The sequence below is a fragment of the uncultured Psychrobacter sp. genome (assembly GCF_947488565.1).
GTDB lineage: Bacteria > Pseudomonadota > Gammaproteobacteria > Pseudomonadales > Moraxellaceae > Psychrobacter > Psychrobacter saeujeotis.
This window is the reverse complement of the sequence record NZ_CANKZC010000001.1, coordinates 207421-230989: the sequence shown is the minus strand read 5'-3', so window position 1 is coordinate 230989 and position 23569 is coordinate 207421. Positions and strand designations below refer to the sequence as shown.

The 23569-nt window shown below is 40.9% G+C and carries 18 protein-coding genes; 4 read left to right on the top strand and 14 right to left on the bottom strand.

The window, feature by feature from the left end; genetic code table 11:
* The first annotated feature begins 23 nt into the window (after positions 1-23).
* Entirely contained in the window at positions 24-1412 is a 1389-nt protein-coding gene (locus Q0890_RS00865) for an adenylate/guanylate cyclase domain-containing protein (protein WP_299216280.1), read from the top strand.
* A gap of 129 nt (positions 1413-1541) precedes the next feature.
* On the opposite strand, the gene fdx is transcribed toward Q0890_RS00865, so the two are convergent.
* The 8 genes from fdx to Q0890_RS00825 all read right to left on the bottom strand — a co-directional run bounded on the left by fdx (position 1542) and on the right by Q0890_RS00825 (position 8734).
* On the bottom strand, positions 1542-1880 hold the full coding sequence (gene fdx / locus Q0890_RS00860; RefSeq protein WP_299216277.1) for an ISC system 2Fe-2S type ferredoxin: 339 nt from the start codon (positions 1878-1880) through the stop codon (positions 1542-1544).
* Between the two features lie 114 nt (positions 1881-1994).
* On the bottom strand, positions 1995-3887 hold the full coding sequence (gene hscA / locus Q0890_RS00855; RefSeq protein WP_299216274.1) for a Fe-S protein assembly chaperone HscA: 1893 nt from the start codon (positions 3885-3887) through the stop codon (positions 1995-1997).
* Between the two features lie 179 nt (positions 3888-4066).
* Positions 4067-4660, bottom strand: coding sequence for a Fe-S protein assembly co-chaperone HscB (gene hscB, locus Q0890_RS00850; protein ID WP_299216271.1), 594 nt, complete (start codon positions 4658-4660; stop codon positions 4067-4069).
* A 150-nt stretch (positions 4661-4810) separates the two neighbouring features.
* On the bottom strand, positions 4811-5131 hold the full coding sequence (iscA, locus tag Q0890_RS00845) for an iron-sulfur cluster assembly protein IscA (protein WP_299216268.1): 321 nt from the start codon (positions 5129-5131) through the stop codon (positions 4811-4813).
* A 253-nt stretch (positions 5132-5384) separates the two neighbouring features.
* On the bottom strand, positions 5385-5795 hold the full coding sequence (gene iscU / locus Q0890_RS00840; RefSeq protein WP_299216265.1) for a Fe-S cluster assembly scaffold IscU: 411 nt from the start codon (positions 5793-5795) through the stop codon (positions 5385-5387).
* Positions 5796-5980: 185 nt separating this feature from the next.
* Positions 5981-7207 (bottom strand): IscS subfamily cysteine desulfurase, encoded by a 1227-nt coding sequence (locus Q0890_RS00835; RefSeq protein ID WP_299216262.1) that lies wholly within the window; start codon positions 7205-7207, stop codon positions 5981-5983.
* Positions 7204-7713, bottom strand: a complete 510-nt coding sequence (locus tag Q0890_RS00830; protein ID WP_299189044.1) for an Rrf2 family transcriptional regulator — start codon at positions 7711-7713, stop codon at positions 7204-7206. The genes Q0890_RS00835 and Q0890_RS00830 overlap by 4 nt, the downstream gene beginning before the upstream one ends.
* Positions 7714-8089: 376 nt before the next feature.
* A complete protein-coding gene (locus Q0890_RS00825; protein ID WP_299216258.1) occupies positions 8090-8734 on the bottom strand; it encodes a hypothetical protein in 645 nt (214 codons plus the stop codon).
* Positions 8735-9431: 697 nt separating this feature from the next.
* On the opposite strand from Q0890_RS00825, the gene Q0890_RS00820 reads away from it, so the two are divergent.
* Together Q0890_RS00820 and Q0890_RS00815 are read left to right on the top strand one after the other, a co-directional pair.
* Positions 9432-9704 (top strand): HU family DNA-binding protein, encoded by a 273-nt coding sequence (locus Q0890_RS00820; RefSeq protein WP_025653024.1) that lies wholly within the window; start codon positions 9432-9434, stop codon positions 9702-9704.
* Between the two features lie 303 nt (positions 9705-10007).
* The gene (locus Q0890_RS00815) at positions 10008-11882 is read left to right on the top strand and encodes a SurA N-terminal domain-containing protein (protein WP_299216255.1); all 1875 of its coding nucleotides are present in this window, start codon (positions 10008-10010) and stop codon (positions 11880-11882) included.
* A 130-nt stretch (positions 11883-12012) separates the two neighbouring features.
* On the opposite strand, the gene purH is transcribed toward Q0890_RS00815, so the two are convergent.
* From purH to mrcB, 6 genes are all read right to left on the bottom strand, one after another.
* On the bottom strand, positions 12013-13593 hold the full coding sequence (gene purH / locus Q0890_RS00810; RefSeq protein WP_299216253.1) for a bifunctional phosphoribosylaminoimidazolecarboxamide formyltransferase/IMP cyclohydrolase: 1581 nt from the start codon (positions 13591-13593) through the stop codon (positions 12013-12015).
* Positions 13594-13883: 290 nt separating this feature from the next.
* Positions 13884-14171: a helix-turn-helix domain-containing protein gene (locus Q0890_RS00805; RefSeq protein ID WP_299217966.1), complete on the bottom strand. Its 288-nt coding sequence runs from the start codon at positions 14169-14171 to the stop codon at positions 13884-13886.
* 210 nt (positions 14172-14381) lie between these two features.
* The gene (locus tag Q0890_RS00800) at positions 14382-15584 is read right to left on the bottom strand and encodes a DUF3426 domain-containing protein (protein ID WP_299216251.1); all 1203 of its coding nucleotides are present in this window, start codon (positions 15582-15584) and stop codon (positions 14382-14384) included.
* Positions 15585-15772: 188 nt separating this feature from the next.
* On the bottom strand, positions 15773-16699 hold the full coding sequence (prmA, locus tag Q0890_RS00795; RefSeq protein WP_299216249.1) for a 50S ribosomal protein L11 methyltransferase: 927 nt from the start codon (positions 16697-16699) through the stop codon (positions 15773-15775).
* A gap of 75 nt (positions 16700-16774) precedes the next feature.
* Complete coding sequence (locus Q0890_RS00790) at positions 16775-17596, bottom strand: tetratricopeptide repeat protein (RefSeq protein ID WP_299216246.1); 822 nt, start codon at positions 17594-17596, stop codon at positions 16775-16777.
* 65 nt (positions 17597-17661) lie between these two features.
* Positions 17662-20130: a penicillin-binding protein 1B gene (mrcB, locus tag Q0890_RS00785; protein ID WP_299216243.1), complete on the bottom strand. Its 2469-nt coding sequence runs from the start codon at positions 20128-20130 to the stop codon at positions 17662-17664.
* Between the two features lie 465 nt (positions 20131-20595).
* Here mrcB and Q0890_RS00780 point away from each other — a divergent pair, with 465 nt between their 5' ends.
* Positions 20596-23442 (top strand): heavy metal translocating P-type ATPase, encoded by a 2847-nt coding sequence (locus Q0890_RS00780; protein ID WP_299216240.1) that lies wholly within the window; start codon positions 20596-20598, stop codon positions 23440-23442.
* The last annotated feature ends 127 nt before the right edge of the window (positions 23443-23569 follow it).

The window sequence follows — 23569 nt, the reverse complement described above, 5'->3', positions numbered from 1 at the left end:
CTTAATCTAAGCGACTGCCAAGTATGCCTCTTTTAGGTAGATTGAAATCATCGACTTTATTAAAAAATCAAGAATATGCTCGGTTTGACTATCCAGAGATATTCGTCCTACTGCTTACTGTAGTGCTGGTCACTATGCATTTTGAGTTTAATTCTATTTCAATGGCATTGTTTACAATTGTAAGCCTACCAAGTCTAATGATTTTAATTTATAACTACCGGCGTCAGCCAAGCTTTTGGACATCCAATATCGTTGTAATGCTATTGTCAACAGTCATTGGAAGTATGCAGTTCTGTACCATCTTATCACTGAGTTTGTCATTGTTAATCGGTATTCGAATTATCTCAAGTGAGCCTGAAAATCGACTTAAGCTGATTATTGTTTCGATCGTCATTACTATCATGTTTTATTACGTCAGTACCATGCTAAATAGCGATATGATGGTTTGCAATGATGACTTTATATCACCCATTGTATTACTAGCTAGTATTATTACTATATGCTGTCAGTTTTGGGAGATTTATCATAAATATTTGAGTTACGAAAACACGGCAGAGAAAGCGAAGGGACGACTGAATACTTTGGTATCAGTCATTAGTAAACTGTCCCGTTTCATACCCCCTCAGGTCTGGCAACCAATTGTAAAGTCAGACAATGTGGTAGATGTGAATAATAAACGAGCGAAACTTACGATCATGTTTTCAGACATCGCTGGATTCACTGAGCTGTCTGACAGTCTAAGCTCTGATAACCTAGCTGATATTTTAAATACTTATATGAAATGTATGACAGTTATTGCCAACAAACACGGCGCGATGCTAGACAAGTTTGTTGGTGATGGTATGATATGTTTTTTTGGTGAACCCAACAGTCGAGGGACGCGGCAAGATGCACTGGACTGCGTGGCCATGGCAATTGATATGCGCCGAGAAATGCGCAGTTTACGTCAGGAATGGCGTTTGATGGGCTTTGAAGGACTGTATGTGCGCATTGGGATTACCACCGGTTACTGTCATGTAGGGAACTTTGGCAGTAATAGTCGCATGAGCTATACTATCATTGGTAAAGAGGCAAATCTTGCATCTCGTCTTGAATCGATAGCAGGAAAGGGAGATATTCTTATTAGTCAAAGGACTTATGATTATGTCTGCCACGATTACGAATGCGAATATGCTGGCACCTATCAGTTAAAAGGTTTTGATAGTAGTATCAATGCTTGGCAAGTATTAGACCCTGACGCTAATAAAGGCCGCTTATCTAAGTGGGTGGATCATACTCTACCTGGCTTTAATTTAAATCTAAATTTTAAAGACATGCAAAATTATGATTACAAAGAGATTAAAAGCAAACTGAACTTCGCCCTTGAACGTATTGAAAAGGAAGAAAAAGAGCATTCTTTAGTTGATAAGTAAAAGATAACTGAGGCAGTTTTTTTAATCAACACAATGAACGAAGATTACTAGCTTTTCATCCAAACAAAAAGCCAGCTATTATATTTTAATAGCTGGCTTTTTAGTATAGCAAAACCTTATGCTTATTCTTTAATGATTTTCTTTGGCATGGTTAAGCGTATATTTTGGGATTTCTATGGTTAAATCTTCTTCATCAAGTATCACCTGACAAGACAGGCGTGAATCAGGTTCCAGTCCCCAAGCACGATCTAACAAGTCGGCTTCAATATCATCCATTTCTTCTAAGCTATTAAATCCTTTACGAACCACGACATGACAGGTCGTACATGCTTTTGACATCTCACAAGCATGTTCAATCTTGACACCTTTTTCAAGCAGGGCTTTACATAAGTTATCACCAGATTGAAGCTCGACCTCAGTACCTTCAGGGCAAATCTCGTGATGGGGTAGTACAGTAATCTTTGGCATAAATTGTCTGTCCAATACTAATCGATTAAAATTCTAAAAATGAAATGTTACAACGTATAAATATATTATATTAAATGAATTATACTTATTGATTTATAGTCATCAGTGTAGCTATTACCAGTCCTGAGCACTTGTACCTGCCATACTGGCTTTGACACTCTGATTCATAATACGAGCAGCAAAAGCGTCGCTGTGCGGTTTAAGTGAAGCTTGTTCTCTCTCGATAACTGATAAGTCGTCAGTTTCAAGGGCTGTTTGTAACGCTTGAATATACTTAGCAAGGGACTGCTGCTCCTCTGATGTTAATAAAGCAGCAAACTCGTTCAGGGCGGATTGTAGCGCGAGCACTTCGCGCTCAGCTTCTACTTTAGTCTCAATTAAAGAACGGGCGTTTTTATCTTCTTCTGCATGCTTAAATCCAGCAGTCAAAAGCTGCTCTTTTTGCTCATCTGACAATCCATAAGAAGGCACAATCTCAATCTGACTCTCTGTCTTTGTTGTGGTCTCTTGTGCACTAACTGTCAACTGTCCATTAGCATCAATACTAAAGGTCACTTCAATACGAGCAAAACCTGCTTTCATTGGCGGAATGCCATATAGCTCAAAACGTCCCAGTGAACGGCAGTTCTCTACTGTTTCGCGCTCACCTTGTACTACGTGAACAACCATGCCCGTTTGTCCGTCTTGATAAGTGGTAAACACTTGACGCTTTTTAACAGGAATAGGGGTATTACGTGGGATTAGTACTTCAACCAAACCGCCCATGGTTTCAAGACCAAGCGATAATGGTGTCACATCTAATAATAGTAAGTGGTCATCACTATCACCACTAATCAGTTGATGCGCTGTCTGAGCCGCACCTAAGGCAACGACCTCATCTGGATTTAGGCGACATAGTGGCTGCTTGTTGAAAAACTCAGCCACAACGTCTTGGATAACAGGCATACGGGTTGAGCCGCCCACCAAAATTACTTCATCTAAATCAGTGCTAGATAGCTTTGCATCACGTAGTACTTGTTCACACACGCTTAATGTACGGCGACTAACAGGGTTAGCGATGGCGAATAAGTCTTCATGACGCAGTACGCCTTGATAAGACTGCTCATTGACAACAATGTCAATATCGACTTGTTTGGCATCAGTTAGCGTTTGCTTGTAAACCTTAGCTTGCTGCGCAAGTATTGACTTATCATGAGGGCTAACGTCTTTAGGATCGACGTTTGCTTGTTTGATGAGCCAATTGGTCACCAAACGATCAATATCATCACCGCCTAGGGCACTGTTACCACCCGTTGCTAATACTTCAAAGACACCATCATTAAGCTTTAAAATAGACACATCAAAAGTGCCACCACCAAGATCGTAAATTAAGTAATAATTTTCTTTAGTCTCGCTATTAACAGAATCTTCAGCAGGTTTGTCGAGACCATATGCAACTGCAGCAGCAGTAGGCTCATTTAATAAACGCAGTACATTAATACCAGCTGCTTGTGCCGCATCTTTGGTCGCTTGACGCTGCGCTTCATCAAAATAGGCAGGTACGGTAATCACAGCACCTTCTACACTATCTATAGGTAGGGCACTCGTAGCTCGCTCTTCAAGAGCCGCTAAAATCCGGGCTGATACTTCAACAGGAGAGACCTCACCTTGGGCGGTGACAAACGTTGGCATATCATCTTTGTGGCCAGACAGCTCATAAGGATGAGAGAACTTGATATCAGCTTGGCTACGGCCCATAAAACGTTTGGCTGAAACAATCGTATTTTTTGGATCATCTGCTAAGTGCGTTAGAGCGTCGTAACCGACAAGGGGATTACCTGTACTTGGATAATAAACAACAGAAGGTAATAAAGTATCAGTCGTTGTAGCTGCCTCTAAGACTTGCGCTTTGCCTGAACGTACCACAGCGACCAGTGAGCGTGTGGTACCAAGATCAATTCCTAAACCAAAACGATGTTGGTGGGGTTGGGCGCTTTGATTGGGTTCGGCAATTTGCAATAAAGACATAAAATAACTCAAAGATAAAATAGATAAGTAAAATGAAGCAAATGTAGTATGCAGGCGACGATAGTTTAACGGCTAAAGTCTTACTCTACAATAGAAGAAAATAGCGCTTAAAATAAGAAAATACTGTCAATAATATTTTGACCATACATATAGTAGAGTGTAATACTCATACGTCAAGTTTAAACATATAGGTCATCATCATCTGAGTGTTCAGCGCTCGTTACTTCATCAAGACCGATCGTCACATCAGCATTTAATTTGACCAAAAACTTCAGCTTTTGTGTGGCATCAGTGGCAGTCTGCCAGTCTTCACTTTCATAAGCTTCTTCAAAACGTTTAGATTGACGCACTAAGCGCTCTATGATTTGCGGATGCAGTTGTTGTAATGTCGCACGATCTTTATCTTCAATGGCTTCATCTAAATCAATACGCATCTGCATCGCATCTTCTAAAAAATCCAAATCTGCAATAGAGTGTTCTACATTCTGTGCTTGGTCAGCCATATCAAGTAAATAGCTGGCACGGCTATCAGGAGCACTAAGGGTTTGATAAGCTTGATTGATCAAGGCTGATGCCTGCTCAGATTGCTGCTTTGCTTGCGCGGTATCTGTTACGCTCTCTTTACCATTAACAGAAAGATTATCTGGATGATAACGCTTTTGTAGTAAACGTAAACGCTGATCAAGGCTATCTTGATCGACTTCAAACTGTACAGGATGCTCAAATAGAGCAAAAAAGTTATCAAACTGAGCTTCTAAAGTGACATCTGTCATATTATGCGCCTTGCTGTTCTGTTTGTTTTTCAGGTCTTTGCTTAACTGAATATTGTAAATACGTACTTATATGAGGCTTAATGGCCAATACTAACTTTGCAACATTTATATCGAGATGCTGCTACTTGCTCAATATCGTAATCGTACATTTTAAACAGTAAAGGACTCCCCGCAGCCACATTCGCCTTTTTGATTGGGGTTGGTAAATTTAAAGCCTTCGTTTAAGCCTTCCTTTTCATAATCCATCAATAAGCCGTCTAAATAAACCAAGCTTTTAGGATCAATAAAGATGCTGACACCGCGACTTTCATAGCGTGTATCGTTATCATCAGGTACATCTACAAACTCTAAAACATAGGCTAGGCCTGAACAACCAGCTGTACGAATACCAACTCGAATACCTTCACCTTTGCCACGATTATCCAAAAAATCTCGAACATGCTGAGCGGCGCGTTCTGTCATCTCAATCATGCCAACTCCTATTCACTATTAAATTTGATGACGACTAATAATATAGTAACTTATACAATATGGTGATTTATACATTAATAACAATCACTATAAATGTATGGTCATATCAATAAACTCATCACAATCTAATGACTCTTAAAAATAAAAGGTGACAAGTACCTATAAGCATCATTGTCACCTCTAAGCGTTATTAGTAATGCAACTCACACTACTACAGCAGTACTAACAGCATACATTGTGTACGCTATTAGATTTAACTAGTCGCTTCTTCTGCTACTTCGGCAGTACCATGTTTACCTTTATAATCGGTTATGGCAGCTTTAATAGCATCTTCTGCAAGCACAGAACAATGAACTTTTACTGGTGGCAATGCCAATTCTTCAGCAATATCCATATTTTTAATTTCGCCAGCTTGATCTAAACTTTTGCCTTTTAACCACTCAGTAACGAGTGAGCTTGACGCAATAGCTGAGCCGCAGCCATAAGTTTTGAAGCGAGCGTCTTCAATGATACCTTTATCATCAACTTGAATTTGTAGACGCATCACATCACCACAAGCTGGGGCACCGACCATGCCAGTTCCAACGTTTTTGGCATTTTTATCAAGATTGCCAACGTTGCGTGGATTTTCGTAATGATCAATAACTTGGTCACTATAGGCCATGGGGTTTTCTCCTAGTTAGATGATGAGTAGTTGTTTATTAACATTGAAAGGTTTAACTACTCATCGATAATTGGGGTCAAACACTTCATATAAAAACGTTATTTATAATTGTCTGATTTTTTACTAAATGGCTATATTTTATAACCATATTATTATCTAATTCATTAAATATATTTTACCAAATATTAATGTTCTGCCCACTCAACTGAATCTAAGTCAACACCTTCTTGATACATATCCCAAAGTGGCGATAGGGCACGCAGCTTATCAACCGCTTCATGCATTTGCTTAACCACAGTATCAATATCTTCTTCAGTCGTATAACGACCAAAACTGAATCGAATCGAGCTGTGAGCTAACTCATCTGGACGACCAATTGCACGTAGCACATAAGATGGCTCAAGCGTCGCTGATGTACAGGCTGAACCAGATGATACCGCTAAGTCTTTCAATGACATCATCAGTGATTCGCCTTCAACAAAGTTAAAGCTGATATTTACGATGTTAGGGACACTGTGTTCTAAATCGCCATTCAGGTAAATCTCTTCGATGTCTTGTAGGCCATCCCAAAGCTTTTGACGTAGTTTGGCTGCGTGCGCATGATCCTCTTCATAACGCTCATTAGCTAAAGCGAATGCTGCACCAATACCGACAATTTGATGCGTCGGTAATGTACCTGAACGCATACCACGCTCATGACCACCACCATGTTGCTCTGCTTTTAAGCGAATGCGCGGCTTGCGGCGAACAAATAATGCGCCGATGCCTTTAGGACCATATGCTTTATGACCAGAAAAACTCATCAAGTCAATTTTCATCTCTTCAAGGTTGATCACTACCTTGCCGACAGCTTGAGCACCATCAACATGGAAAATAACGCCTGCATCACGCGTAATCTCGCCAATAGCAGCAACATCGGTAATTGTACCAAGCTCGTTGTTTACCATCATTAGTGATACTAAGATGGTATCGTCACGAAGGGCTGCTTTAACTTGCTCTGGCAAAATAAGACCAGTACTTGCTTGCGGCTCAAGATACGTGATCTCAAAACCTTCTTGCTCAAGCTCACGGCAAGTATCTAACACTGCTTTATGCTCAATCTTACTTGTAATAATATGCTTACCACGAGACTGATAAAAATGTGCTGCACCTTTAATTGCTAGGTTGTCAGATTCTGTCGCACCAGAAGTAAAGACGATTTCGCGCGGATCAGCATTGATTACTTCAGCTATCTGCCCACGAGCAGTCTCTACCGCTTCTTCTGCTTGCCAACCATAGCCATGTGAGCGCGAGGCTGGATTACCAAAGATGCCATCTACAGTCAGATACTCGCTCATCTTAGCAGCTACTGGTTTAGCAACTGGCGTAGTAGCGGCATAATCTAAATATATAAGGGTGTTATGTTGGCTCATGCTGGGTTTGCCTCGCTGGTCGATAAAGTAATAGTATTAATGTCTTTTAAGGAAATCTCTTTAGTAGAGGTATGCTGACGTTCTGATACTGACTGCACGTTTTCCATATCTAATAATTGCGCTAATGTTATATTTTTCAAGTACTGTTCTATATGATTTGATAATGCACACCATAAATCATGGGTCAAACACATTGTACCGCCTTGACAATCACCGCGTCCTTCACACTGCATCGCGTTAACAGATTCATCAACAGCAGAGATAATAGTCATCACGTCTATTTCATCTAAAGGTTTTGCCAAATGGTAACCACCTGCCGCGCCGCGGATACTAGTTACCAAGCCACGTTTACGAAGTTTGGAGAACAGCTGTTCAAGATAGGAGATAGAGATAGACTGTCGCTTTGCAATATCAGATAAGGACACAGCGCTGTCTTGCTGACTAGTCTGTAAAGCCAGATCTAATAAAGCGGTAACGGCGTACCTACCTCGAGTAGTTAAACGCATAAAATATCTCCAAGCTGATCAGTTATAAGCCAAATTTAATAACGAGCTTAAGCATATTGATTAATAAAATTAATGTAAGACTACTTACATCATGGCGATACTAAACAGATTAAATGCTAGCACCATCAAACAACAAATGATTAACCAGATATGTGCTGCGATAGAGTTATTATACTTAATCCTGAGTAATTTAGTCAAGATTAAAGTGTCTGAGTATGGTTAATCTTATCTATCACGGTTATTAATAAAAGTAATCGGTAAGTTTAAGACTTAAAAAGAGATATAACAGGGATGGGAGCAGTAAGAATAGAACACTTAACAACAGCAATGTAGTGTCATTAAGTGTCGTTGTTTAACAAGAGTAAGGCTAAATAGATCAATTCATTAATAAAGCAATGATGGCACCGATCGCGATGATAGTCGCTACAACTGATACAATGGTAAGCGTTTTTTGTCTACTTTGTAGCTCTTTTACTGTTGTTTCAAACTCGCGATTTTTTATGGTCAACGTATTTATTTGAGTCTGTTGTTCTGCAATACGTATTTTATAATTATGCTTTTTTTCTTCCATCTCCTCTGTACTAGGCTTTTTCTTAGTACTGCCACCTTTGAATTTTTTTACGATACCTTGGATCAAACTGCCTAGCCCTAGCTGAGTGATAAACTGTTTAACCAGTTGCACTTGAATGGCTTCACCGCGCATTTGTAATTTTTCAGTTGTTTCACTGTCGTGTAAGGTAAGAGCATTCAACACTTGAATACTGTAAGCGTTGATAACGACGTCAGGCTCACTACGATCAACAGGTAGTTGAGCGTCGAGTAACACACCTTTGTAGCTAAAAGTTGCAAAAACCTCTACATGAGGTAAATAGAGGCGCAGACAAACCAAAGTGCCCTGTTTAGCAAGTGGGTAGGCAGCTTTACGTAGCTCAGGATCTAGACGTAGCAACAGGGTCAATGCTGACTCAATGAACACTAAAATGATATTAAGAAGAGAGTGAGACAATGTAGTACGCTTCATGTAAGTAATCCATTTTATTGGGCAGGTTAAAAGAAAACATAAAATATAAGTAGCAATGAATGTGTGCAAACATAGGATTGATTATAGTTCGGTTTTTTATAACATACTATGCGACAGCTATCATAACGTTTTCATCATAAAAAGTAATGTATCTCTATGTCAGTTAATAAATTGTTGTGTTATGAACTAACAGCAAATAGTAAATTGATAAGCATCAATAGAATGATAATACAAGCCGCTAAAAACTATACTAACGTTGTTGGTTATCAATCAATAGTCCTATGTGGTCATAAAGAATCATTGTATAAGATGAATTTTTACCTTTAACGCTGAGTTAATCATTTAAATTATATTAAAAGCGATACTTTTTTAGTAAAGTTTGTATTGTAGAGTACAAAGATTGCGTTAAAAGTCTACTAAACCATTCTTTTATAAGTAGTATTTTTAAAGCAAATTTATACATCAAAGGAAGAGTTACAGGAGATTTGCGTAACGTTAAGTGTCAAATACGTAGTTTCGCAGGCGAAAAAATGTAAAATCGCTTGCGCTCCTTTTGTTGCCTTGATATAAAGACGTTAATAACGCGCAACCTGCAAACAAAAGCGTCTAAAATGGTTTTTATTGCTTATATCATGTGAGAGCGATACAATGCCGGACGTTAGCGTTTATTTCAGCCCTTAAACTTGAAGGAAATTTTATGAATAAGTCAGAATTAATTGATAGCATCGCAGATAAAAGTGGTCTAAACAAAACTCAAGCTGGTGATGCATTGAACGCCGTTATGGAAAGCGTTGGCGAAGCTCTAGAAGCTGGTGAAAGCATCTCATTGGTCGGTTTTGGTACATTTAGCGTAAAAGACCGTAAAGCTCGTACTGGCCGCAATCCTAAGACAGGTGAAGAGCTAAGCATTCCAGCAAGTAAAGTACCAAGCTTTAAAGCTGGTAAAAACTTAAAAGAGCGCTTAAACTAGGCGAATATTGGCTTGTTTTTTATATTTGTTGTTTAATCTTTAATAGCAAAGCAAGCAATGAAAAGCACCTTTAAACAAAGGTGCTTTTTTTATTGCTAAAATTTGTGCCGTACAAGCTTGGAATATTTTGAGTATAGACCAAAATTCACGTATCATAGGGCGCGCGTAACGATATTGCTTTATTGAATTACGATTTTATCAGTTTCAAATAACACACATACCATTTATCATTTCATTGTTTTACATGTCATCGACAGTGTTGCAATGGTTCATCATCAATATGAGTTAAAAGTAGAAATAACTATGGATAAATTGCGCGATTTTTTAAAAAGCTGGCCTGGTCGCATTTTATTGATTCTATGCTTATCGCCACTTGCTTTATTGGGCATTGAAAGCTACTTTCAGGGTAATGTTGACCCCAATCAAGTTGCTCAAGTAGGTGAAGCAAGTGTAGGCTTATCAGAGTATCAGAACGCAGTCAACAATAGACGTTCTGAGATTTTAGACCAAATTGATGATGCAAGCTTATTAAATGAAGACGTATTACATGAGCAAGTGTTAAAAGGGTTGATTGATCGTACTTTGCTTGAGCAGCAAGCTGGCAAGCTAGGTATGACAGTATCAGATGAAACGATTAATCGTCTGTTACGTCAAGAGGAAGCTTTTAAAGATGAAAATGGTGAGTTTTCTAATGCTCAGTTTTCAAACTTTTTACGTCAACGTGGCATGAATAAAAACCAACTTTTTGCTGAATTTCGCAATCAACTAAGTCTTGACCAGCTCAATGCTAGTATCGTTGGTACTGCCATTTACCCTATGCAAGCGGTAAATCAATTGATTGATTTGCAGCTAGAATCGCGTGATATTTGGCTGCACCGCTTTGATTGGCAAGACTATCAGCAGCAAGTTAAGCTTAGCGAAAACGATATTCAAGCCTACTATGATGCCAATAAAGAAACGCTAAAAAGTGATGCGATGGTTGACTTGGCGTACATTCAGCTGAGCCCAGCGATGATCAAAGTTGATACAGTGACAGAAGAAGAGCTGCAACAGCAATATGAAAGCTATAAGCAAGGTCTTGCTGTGGTCGACGAACGTAAGATTAGCCAAATCTTATTGACTGGTGATGATGCAAAGGCACGCGCCAGCGATGTTAAAGCCCGTCTTGATAAAGGTGAGTCATTTGTAACATTGGCTAAGTCAGAGTCAGACGATCCATCAGGAGCAAGTGGTGGTAATATTGGACTGTTTAATGCCTCAGTATTCGGCAACGATGCTGCCACTGTTGAATCAGCATTACAAGGTTTGAGTGTTGGTGATGTTACACCACCTATCAAAACCAGTTTTGGTTATCAGATATTTACGGTAACAGAAGACAATGGTAGCAAAATACCAAGCCTAGAAAGCATGCGTGACGAGCTAACAATCAAGGCAAAAGAATATAAACGTCAATCTATTTATGCTGATAAAGTAACGGCGATTAATGACTTGGCAGCTGATGGTTTTAGTATCGAAGATATTGCGCAGCAAGAAAATGTGGCATTGAAAAATATTAAAGATTATCGTAAAGAAAATAACACCTCAGTGTTGTCGCAACCTGCTGTTATTAAACAGGCGTTTGATGAGTTTACTATTCAAGATCAAGCAGTAACAGCCGGGATTGAGGTCGGTAATGGTACGGCGTGGATACAACCAAGTAACTATCGTCCTACTCAGACTCTTACGTTTGCAGCAGCAACACCGATAATCACGCAAAAGCTACGTCAACAAAAAGCCAGTGCTATGGCTCTTGAAGACGCTAAACAATTAGCTGCTGGTATTAAGACTGTGGCTGATATTAATGAGCAACCAGTAAACTTTCAAGCATTAGGTCAAGTGAATCGTCAAACAACGTTATTGACCAATAAAGAACGCAGTTTAGCATTCAGTCAGCAAGCGCCTAAAGATGGGGTTGTAGCGTTAGCTAGCGAGACTGAGATAGGCGCTAGTGTGATAGTTGGCAATCGCATCGAAACTGAACAACAATCACAGTTATCGGATATAGAAAAAGCCCAAACCGCACGTATCATTCGCGACAATCTAGGTCAAGATCAACTACAAGATTATTTAGATTATCTGCGCTTAGTATATAAAGTTGAAATCAATGAAGCCAATATAGCCGGCGCACAAAGTCAATAAAAGTATCATGGCTTTAGTTTTAGCGATTAAGAATGGCTAAAAGATGGGCGAGATTTACTGAATAAAAAAGCCACTGTACTATACAGTGGCTTTTTTGATGGATGATAAATAAATACTAACTGGCTGAGTACTAGTGGCGGAAATGGCGCATACCAGTAAAGACCATGGCAATGCCGTGCTCATTTGCTGCAGCAATGGTTTCATCATCACGCATAGAGCCACCAGGCTGAATAATCGCTGAAATACCTACTTCTGCAGCATTATCAATACCGTCACGGAATGGGAAGAAAGCATCTGATGCCATGACAGCTCCTTCAGTAACCAATCCAGCGTGCTCCGCCTTGATAGCTGCGATACGAGCTGAGTTGACGCGGCTCATTTGACCTGCACCCACACCAATAGTACGCTGATTTTTGGCATAAACAATAGCGTTGGATTTGACATACTTTGCAACGTTCCAGCTAAACAGCAAGTCAGCGATTTGGGCTTCAGTTGGTTGAACATCGGTAACGATTTTTAGATCATTAGCCGTAATCAAACCTAAATCCTGCTCTTGTACGAGTAAACCACCGTTGACGCGCTTATAGTCAAGTTGAGAGTCACGCTGAGCCGGCGCTGGCAACTCGCCGCAAACCAATACACGTACGTTTTTCTTAGTCGCAGTTGTCTCAAGCACGCCGTCTTCAATACTTGGGGCGATAATGACTTCAACGAATTGGTTGTCAATAATAGCTTTAGCAGCCGCCACGGTTAATGGACGATTAAAAGCAATGATACCGCCAAAAGAAGACTCAGGGTCTGTGCTAAATGCTGTCTTATAAGCTGCGACCTGGTCTTGATCCACTGCTACGCCGCAAGGATTAGCGTGCTTTACGATGACGCAAGCAGATGCATTAAAAGCTTTAACGCACTCAAGAGCTGCATCAGTATCAGCGATATTGTTATAAGAGAGCGCTTTACCTTGTAATTGCTTTGCAGTAGCAATAGAAGCTTGCTGGCTTTTTAAAGACTGGTTTTCGGTATAGAAGGCTGCATTTTGATGAGGGTTTTCACCGTAACGTAGGTCTTGTGCTTTTTCAAACTGCACATTAAAGGTACGCGGAAAACTTTCAGGCTCTTGAGTATCATTGACACGGCTGCCTAGGAAGTTGGCGATCATACCATCATATTGTGCCGTATGTTCAAACGCTTTGACAGCTAAGTCATAGCGTAGAGCCGTTGTCAGCTCCGTGCCGTCACCTAAAGCGGTAAGCACACGCTCATAATCAGCTGGGTCAGTTACGATACCTACATGAGCATGATTTTTAGCAGCGGCACGTACCATAGTTGGACCACCAATATCGATGTTTTCAATAGCATCATTCATAGTGACATTGGCACGAGCAATCGTTTCAGCAAATGGATACAGATTAACCACGACCAAATCGATACGATCAATGCTATGTGAATTCATTACTGTATCGTCTGTACCACGGCGACCTAAGATACCGCCATGAATTTTTGGATGTAATGTTTTAACACGGCCATCCATCATTTCAGGAAAACCAGTATAATCTGATACTTCAGTTACCGCCACATCATGCTTTTTGAGCAACCGATAAGTACCACCAGTGGATAATAAGTCAAATCCTGACTGAATAAGCCCTTGAGCAAATTCTATGATATTAGATTTATCAGAGACTGAGAGTAGAGCAAACGGTTTGGTAGCCATAAAAACGATTCCATAGAAAAAGCCCGACAAAACGTCCGGCAAGATAGTAGTAGCAATCACAGATACAATTACATTTAATCTATAAATTGCCTTATACAATAATGATAAAGCGTGATATTAACAGCATGAAGTGAAGCTTTAAGGTTATAACAGCGTATCGGCAGTCAGCTATATACCGTCTAACCTTAAAAACACCCTAATAATCACGATGCCTATAATAAAACATCTGACTCATTTACACAAAACTCAATATCATTTTAGAGCATAAATACTAACTTCTATACAACCAACTACATTAAATTATGAATTTTTAGTTTCTTACGTAATGTGCCACGGTTGAGACCCAAGATTTGAGCACACTTGGTTTGATTGCCACGAGTTTGTTCAAGCACGACTGTTAACAAAGGTAGCTCTACTTCTCTTAAGATAAGCTCATAAAAGTCTGTTGGCATCTCGTCCTCCAAAGCAGCAAAGTATTCACGTACGACACGTTCGACATGTACTCGCAAGGGTGCATTGACTGGAGCAAGCTCTGAGTTGCCATACAAGTCACTGTTTGAGCTGCTTTGTGCGTCCATTGTTGGCTGCTGAATGCTATCTTGATTATCAGACTCGCGAAGATGATCATGATGGTGGGCAAGATGGTTGGCAGTAGGAGGAACTGAGTGTGCCATAAGATAATGTCCTTAAATATTGTCATACGACAAAGGTTATAAATAAAAGGCTAACTGGGTGTCAAACTGCATATCAATGTAAACATCAGGTTAGAGACAGGCAGGCATAAAAGATTAATAAATAGGATCAATAATTACTTTATTAATCTCATCATTGACCACAGGGACGGTAAACATAAAGGGTTTGTTTTGTTCAGCAGAGAGTAGGTTTTGTTTGCTGACTAGATAGTCCTTTGGCATGGCAATGAACTCTCCAATAATATCGTCATTACTATAGATACTGACTTTTAGATTGGGTAATAACTGAGATTTTGTGCTTTGATTTGCCAAGGTAGCTGCTATATCGGTAAACTCATCAGCAGCATTTACCTTACTAGGCCGATAAATCACGTCAACGATATCAAAAGCTGTCATATCAGCAGTGGGTAGACTACAAGCGGCAATAGCGCAAACTGCTTGTAAGCGCTCTGCATACATTGGATTTTTGACTAGATTGTCTAAATTAAAAATAACATATTGTGCAAACAATAGCATTATCAACACCAAACAGCCGGCCAGCCACAGTAACGAAGCGATGGATGTTTGTACACGAGATTGTACTGGATAAATACGTGACTGAGCTTTGCTTGCGCGCTTAGGAGTAGCTTGAAATTGATCTCTCAGTGGTACACCCATACTCACCAGCAATTGTGATAAATCAGTACCAGGTTCTATAACGTCTGTTTTATGGTTTTGCTCTTCAAGAAGTTTTTCGAGCCATGCATTATCATTATTAGTATTCCTGTTAGAAGTATCAATAGGGACTGAAACATTGTCGTATCGAGACATGGTGTTTATAGCATTATTTGTTTCTTCAAACATGTTTTCTGGTTCGTTATAGATATCATGATCAATGAAAGCGTCGCTATCTGCAGTGGCTATTGACTTATCAGCTGCGTTTGCAGAGTTTTGATGCGTTGATGATATTTGTGTAGCGTCCAAATCAAAAGACCAAGCGCTCATCTCATCCAATGAATTGTGTGCTGAGTTTGGCGATTCAAGATCATCAATAGGCATATCATCATAGATAAGCGTGTCAGAAGATAAAAAGTCATCATCCTTTCGTTGCGCGTTATTATGATTATTTTTTTGGTTGAAAGTAGAGGTGTTATTGATACCTGAAGGCTCGTTACCAGAAACCACAAGGTTTTCATTGACCAAAAATATCTGCTGACAGCGTTTGCAGCGTACTTTGGCATCCAGCTCATTCAATAAAGTTTGTGGTAAACTAAAGTAGGCTTGACAAGAAGGACATTGTGTTTTGATAAGCGTAGTCATGTAATTGAGTCCAAAGAAATACAGTAATAATCACCATATACTCACTCACCAAAAACTGTCTTATTTGAGATATCTGTAGCACGATAGACAATAGGGAGTAGTATTGCATTTGCAAAATCCAACCAATTACCTATCGTAACAGATGTAATAAATTGTTGCTAGTGTGTAAATAAAACTATTTTTTATTGCTATTGTGTAAACACTCCTGATAAACGTTGCCAATGTTGATCTTCTTGAGAAGTGAAAGCATGTTTAGAATCAAGGTCAAAGTAAGGACGATAAGCCTCTGCAACTTGCTCGGTTTGAGACTCAATTAATCCTGCTAACACTATGCGTCCTTTAGGTGTCATTAAAGTTGCAAAATAGGGAGCGAGACTAATAAGAGGTTTCGCTAAAATATTGGCAACAATAACATCCACTGGAATAATATCGTGCTGCGCGCAATAATCTGCAAACGCTTTTGGTAAAAATGCTTGCAATTGTCCATCAACCTTATTGCGTGCAGCGTTTTGGTTCGTAGCTAGAACTGCTTGTGGATCAATATCGACTGCGTAGACGTGTTTGGCACCTAATAACAACGCGCCAATGCCCAATATACCCGAGCCGCAACCATAATCTATTATTACTTTATTCTCTAAGTCTTGCTCGGTTAGCCAGTCTAGACATAGACGCGTAGTGGCGTGATAACCTGTGCCAAAGGCAAGTCCTGGATCCATAACAATATTAGTGGCATCAGAGTCGGGTGGCGTTAACCAGTTAGGCACAATCCATAGGTTGTTAGCGCATTCAATTGGATGATAATGAGTCATCCATTCACGTTCCCAGTCCTTATCGTCAACTGCTGTCAACCAAATGCGACTGGCTTGTATTTGTGCTGCAATATCATGACTGAGCTGCTCAACGGCCTGTCGACTGCCGTCTTCGGTAGTAGCGTCAAAAAGGCCGGTTAGTATTACGTCATCCCACAAAGGTGATTCGCCAGGCAATGGCTCAAATAAGGGTTGATCACCTGCGTCGTCTAACGCGATAGATAGTGCGCCTGCCTCTAACAACAGTGCTTCTGCAAGTTCGACGTTTGCTTTTTCACACTGGAGGTGCAGTTGTTGCCATGCCATAAAGATACCTTTGATTAGATTAAAGTGAGTAAAACAAATGTAAGCTACTGTACTTTATGTAAAAGTAGCTCAAAATTACTTAAGTGCTTGTTGCGCTTCACGAACAACACGCGAATTGTTTTGTTGTTGACCTGAGCGTAGGATAAGCTGCCATAATGAACGCCGGCGATTGGCATCTTCAGAAACAGTCAGACCACGCCGCGCCATGGCCTCAGCTTTACGCGGTTGCCCTTTTTTTAGGGCTACTTGTGATAGATAAAAGTATACTGCTGATGATCTCGGTGCTAAACGCTGCGCACGGGTAAAGCTGTTCTCAGCAGATGTTAGATTGCCTGATTTTAGATGACTAGTACCAGTTTGCATGAGATTGCGAAAAGCTGGCAAGTTACTTTGATTATCAGTAGGTTGACGGCTTCTTTGCTTTGAATTCTGACGCGCCTGCTCTAATAGCTCGTTATGTGACGGTGCAGTAGGGGGCTGCGAGATCATATAATCGTCACGCGGAGGAGTATATATAGGTTCGTTAAATATGATTTCTGGTTGTTCTATAACCTGTGTTTGCTGTGTTAAAGGGTTATTAGCGTCTGAGGTGTTTTCTGAGTAAGTATTATTCTCTGGCGTAGCATCAGTAGACGGTATATATGGTTTGGTTTGGTAGATATTTGTACCATCAGGACGATTTTGAGTATCAGGCGGTGTTTTAGTTGTGGTAGGTGCTACAGTCACAGGTGTTTTGGTTGTTACCGTAGCAGTGTTGCTAGGTAGCGATGATGTCGTTTGACAAGCACTCAACGTCAAAGTACCGATGAGCGCACTTGTTAGCAATAAAGATCTGCTGAGACTTTTGTAGCTTTTGTTCTGTACTACCAAGTACTGATGTTGCATAAATACCGCCATATCAAACCCCTTATTCTGTGTCATTTTAACCAACAGTATGAATCAACAGCTTATCAAATAGTTCACTAAAACCACTCAAGAGCTCGATTGTACCAAGTATCCGTACGTCTTTGAGTATCGTTATCACCATTGTCGTCAGTTGGTTCGATTACCTCACTGTTTGGTATATTTAGACCTTCACGCTGACGCTGCTGATTGATCGATCCTTGCTCATTTTCCCATTGTATTTGACCACGTGCTTGTTCCTGCTGATACAAAGAGATCGCACAGCTGCTCGCTTCTTCTGGCAAATTTGCCGACATGACTGGTAAATATCGAGCCGAGGCGCAGCGCTCATTAGATAGTTTGCCAGTGTTATTCTCAAGCCATAACCACTCAATTCCTTCAGGCTCTGGCATCGCGACAGGCGTCAATTTTATACGATTCATATAATCAACCCATACTGGCAGTGCTCCAGTACCACCGCTAAGCCCAATTGGTTTATTGTCGTCACGTCCAACCCAAACGACGCTCACATAGTTGCCACTATAGCCTGCAAACCATGCATCACGGTAGTCATTGGTCGTTCCTGTTTTACCCGCCAGATTTAAATTGCTACCAAGTGACTTAGCACGTTTGGCAGTACCGTTTTTGACCACTTCTTGTAGGGCGTAGTTGGTTAAATAATTGGTTTCAGGTGGTATGCTACGCTGAGTGTTCAGACCAGTACGCTGCAAAATTCGCCCGCGATCGTCAATGACGGTTCGAATACTATGAATAGGGGTGCGAAAGCCGCCAGTTGCAAAGACTTGATATACGCCAAGCATGTCCATAGGGCTTAAATTAACTGAGCCTAATAGTGCTGATGGATAAGCGGGGATCTTTTCTTCAATACCCAAACGACGTAACTGTTTGGCGAATGTGTCAATGCCAAACTCCATACCCAAACGTACGGCACTTTGATTATACGATTTGGCAAGTGCTGTCGTTAATGGAACATACCCATGATCACGACCACTATAGTTTTTAGGGTTCCACTTGCTACCATCACCTAAGTTGACTGTAATTGGAGAATCATCGACAGGGCTGGCTAAATTGTAGCGACCGCTTTCAAGCGCTGTCATATAAATAACAGGTTTTAACAATGATCCAACTTGACGCTTGGCATCAACAGCACGGTTAAAACCAGTAAACTCGCTACCACTACCAACGACAGCGACTAGTTCACCGGTCTCAGGATTGGCACTGACCAAGGCACTTTGCAAGTCTTTAGTCTTACTACTGTTGCGACGTAATTCGCCAAGTTTTTTATCAACCGCTTTATCGGCTGCTAATTGCGCAATAGGGTCAAGGGTACTAATAATGGTCAGCCCCTCGTTTTTCAGGTCATCAGAGTAATAGACGTCATTAAGCTCGCGCTTGACGATGTCCAAAAAGTCTGGAAATTGGCTTTTGCCTTCAACAGGCTTGTCTACCACCCCAAGAGGCTTTTCTAGTGCCGCATCGTATTGCTCTTGACTGATAGAACCCATCTGTAGCATATTGTTGAGCACTACATCACGACGTGCCTTTGAATCATTAGGATGGCGACGAGGATTGTAGACGCTTGGACCTTTAGCCATACCGACTAGCATGGCTTGTTGATCCAAGCGTAGCTCATTTAGAGGCTGGTTAAAATAAAATTGTGACGCTAAGCCAAAACCATTTATAGAGCGGTTGCCATTTTGACCAAGATAGATCTCATTAAGATAGGTTTGCAAAATCTCATCTTTACTATAATGCAGCTCTAGTAATACGGCCATCAGTGCTTCATTGGCTTTACGCTTAAGGGTGCGATCAGAATTCAGATAAAAGTTTTTGATAAGCTGCTGGGTGATGGTCGAACCCCCCTGCATAGAGCCACCAGAGAAGTTGTTGATTACAGCGCGGGCGATACCACGTATAGACACTCCTTTGTGCTCATAAAAACCGCGATCTTCAGTCGCGATTAAGGCATCAATTAATGGTTGCGGTACGTCATCTAAAGAGACAACCATGCGATCTTCATTGCTATCCGGATAAATGCCGCCAATACTTACAGGCTCAAGACGAATAATGCCAGTCTTATTTTGTTCAGTGCTCTGAATCGTCTTAATTTTGTCGTTGGCAATCGTCATTTTGATGACTTGTTCTTTATCAATATCGTTTGCACTATAAGTGAAGCCGCGCGTATGGATAAAGTAGTTATTGCCTGACTTATAGAAGCTACCTGTACGGTCATAGGCTTTGTTGCTACGATAATTAAGCAGCTCAAGCCAAGTCTTCATCATGCTGTTATCAACTGCCGCACCTTGATAAAGCTCAAGCGGTTGCGAATACACTTTGGCAGGAATATCCCAGCGCTTACCTTCAAACTTATGAGTAATAGTACGGTCAAGCTTGACCAGATACAGCGCCAACAAAACCATGCCAACGATGACAATGATTAATAGAATACTACTAAATACAATTCCACGTTGCTGCGAGGGAAGAGTACTTGCAGCAGACTGAGGTAACTTAGGATTAGATTTTCGCACTGATAACGCACCGTATTGGGATAAAAAACTGCCTCATAATGACGCAAATTGACAAAATTTTCAATCTATCATCATCGACTTAAGGTTTTATTGGGTTTAGCTAGGAAGGTGTATAATGATATAACATCGAGTATCAATATATAAATGAACTAATGAAAGCGTAGTAATAGTACTAATATGAGTTTAAAAGAACTAAGAGTAGGGCAAATATTGTATTTAACGAATGAGTTTTAATATGGCATTCGCTTATATATGACTGTCTATAAGGTTTTAATTTATTTAATAAGTGCCATATAGGATAACAGCCTATACGCCCAAAAATGGTGTTTTTTGTATGGATTGTCTGCTGTTATTTTATCAATAGTTGCTAGGTTATTGTTAAGCTTGAATTTAGTCTAAATCAAGCAATATTTATGCAATACAATATCTGTAAAGCAGTGCGTCTTAAAGGAAGTAAGCACGATTATGTCTAGTGTCTCGTCATCAATACCCGCAATTGCATCCCATGAAGACCGCTCAATCATTGAAGGTTTGGTATTGCCGCTTGCCGGTCACTGTTTCCATTGCGGCGATCCAGTACCGCAGCCGCCGTTTCATGCTGAGATATTAGGGGAGTCACGTGAGATGTGTTGTATGGGCTGTCAACTGGCTTCTCAAAGCATTGTAGAAGCTGGACTTGAGCAGTATTACCTTGATCGCTCAGAAATCAACCGTACAGCCAGTCTACCCACTCAATTAACACGCCTTGAAGCCTACGATAATGACGAAATAAAGTCGCAGTTTGTCTATGCCCAAGATGGTATGTCAGTTGCAGAGTTGTCTGTCAACAATCTACGCTGTGCCGCTTGTACGTGGTTGATTGAATCACGCTTAGATGAGTTAGATGGTATTCGCAAATGCCAAGTAAATCTGACCAATCAGCGTATGCGAGTGATTTGGGACGAGAGCAAGCTGCCTATTAGTCGCATCTTAGCTGTCATTAACGAGATCGGCTATGAAGCAAAACCTTATCGGCAAGATACCCATGAGGCTATGCTGGCACGTCACAACAATCAGATGCTACTAAGGCTTGGTATTGCCGCATTGGGTTCCATGCAGGCGATGATGTATGCCGTAGCGATCTATTTTGGCGAGTATAGCGATATGCTGATATTCCAGCGCGACTTTTTACGCTGGGTATCTTTATTTGTTAGTACGCCTGTGTTTTTTTATGCAGGTATACCGTTTTTTACCTCGGCTTGGTCAGCGATTCGTGCACGCCAAGTCAATATGGATGTGCCAGTTAGTATTGCCTTGATTGTTACTTTCTTTACCAGTCTCTATGCCACTGTTACTGGTCAAGGAGAGACGTATTATGACTCAGTCAGTATGTTTATTTTCTTCTTATTGGCAGGACGTTATATTGAGCATAATGCTCGTTTAAAGGCAGCGACTATGGCGAACGACTTAGTCGTTGTAGAGCCTGTACTGGTACAAAAAGTCGCCGAAGACAAAGAGTCTGCCGAGCGTATTTTGCAGCAATTAAAGCAAAGTACGACTGGGGAGAGTGATGTTAATAAAGCAGGGAAAAATCTTGCTGAGCAGATTGACAATGTGGCTATTGAGGATACAAGCAATCAGTATGCGTCAAGCTCTATATCTAACTTTATGCAGAACATGGAGGACGACGTCCAGCAACTAACCTTGCGTATTGCTAAAGACTGGCAGCAGACACGTAATCGACAATTGAATCTCTTAAAACGACAAAACGAAGATAAAGAAAAGCAAATGGTCACCGCTCATAGTTTACAAGTGGGCGATATCATCATGGTTGAGGCAGGTTCCGAGATTATTAGTGATGGTATTTTGCTAAGTCCAACTGCTACAGTCTCTCAGAGCCTATTAACAGGTGAAGGCAACTTGATCGCCAAAACTCAAGGTGACTATATCATTGGCGGCGCTCAGAACGACAGTCAGCCGTTTGAGATGTTGATTATCGCACTGCCAGCAGACAGTCAAATAGGCCTGATTGATAGGTTAATGAACCGTGCTATGAGCGAAAAGCCAAAGCTGGCTCAGCAAGCAGATAAGCTGGCACGTTGGTTCGTTGCGCGCATTTTAGTACTGTCGGCGTTGGTGTTTATTGGCTGGTATATCGTTGATCCAAGCCAAGCGATTTGGGCAACGGTCGCTGTGTTAGTAGCGACTTGTCCCTGTGCACTGTCATTGGCCACACCCATTGCCTTGACGGTCTCGACCAATCGCTTGGCAAGCTATGGTTTTTTGACGACTCGTGGACATACGCTACAAACACTAGCAGAAATCACCCACATGGCTTTTGATAAAACGGGCACACTTACTTATGGTAAGCCAAACTTATTGAATATTGAGCTATTAGATTCTGTACAACAAAACGAAAAAAATGAGTCAAAGTCAGCTTCACAAAAAAACAGTCTCTTAGCCATCGCTGCCGCTTTAGAAGTAGGCAGTCGTCATCCTATTGCTCATGCATTGCTAACAGCGGCTCATCAATTGCACTTACCATCCACTCAAGGTTTGCAACATTATCCAGCGGGCGGGGTGGAAGCGATGATTGAAGGCGTCTTATACCGTATTGGACATATAGATTTTGCGTTAGATAGAGCCAATAATAGTTCTGTCAACGATAGTTTTGATAGTCATATAAGCGCCATTGATGACTCCATTATTAATTTATTTGCTCATCGTGCCAGCTCCGCGGTGGTGTTATCGTGCCAAGCAAATGGTGGCAGTACGTGGCAGGGAATGGCATGTTTTTATTTCAATGACAAGATACGTGATGATGTCAAACCGATGCTTGATACGCTCAAAGAATACGGCATCGAGTCAATGATGCTAACAGGAGATCCAAGTCCGCAAGCGCTCATAATGGCTAAAGATTTGGGAATGCAGTCTGCTTACAACGGTTTATCGCCAACCGATAAGGTTAACCACTTACAAAAACTGCAAGCTGAAGGCGCAGTCGTCCTAATGGTCGGCGATGGTATTAATGATGCCCCTGTGTTGGCAGCAGCAGACGTGTCGACCTCGATTGCTGGGGCCGCAGATTTGGCACAAGTATCTAGTGACAGTATCATATTGAACGGTCAAATCGACGCAATTACTGCCGCCAAACGTATCGCTGATAAAACCGAACGTATTATTAAACAAAACTTTCGCTGGGCTCTCGCTTATAACGGTATGGTATTAATACCAGCGGCCCTAGGCTATGTTCCGCCTTGGCTTGCTGCTATTGGCATGTCGCTAAGCTCATTATTGGTGGTATTAAATGCGCTGCGTTTAAAACGAGCTTAACCTATATTTGCATCTGGCAACTGTTATTATCTGGTTACTTCAAGCTTATCAAATTGGCTAATTTCAATCATAATGCTTCTTTCATCGCAACTTAAGTTTTAACAAGCCATTAGTTTTATCCATAAAA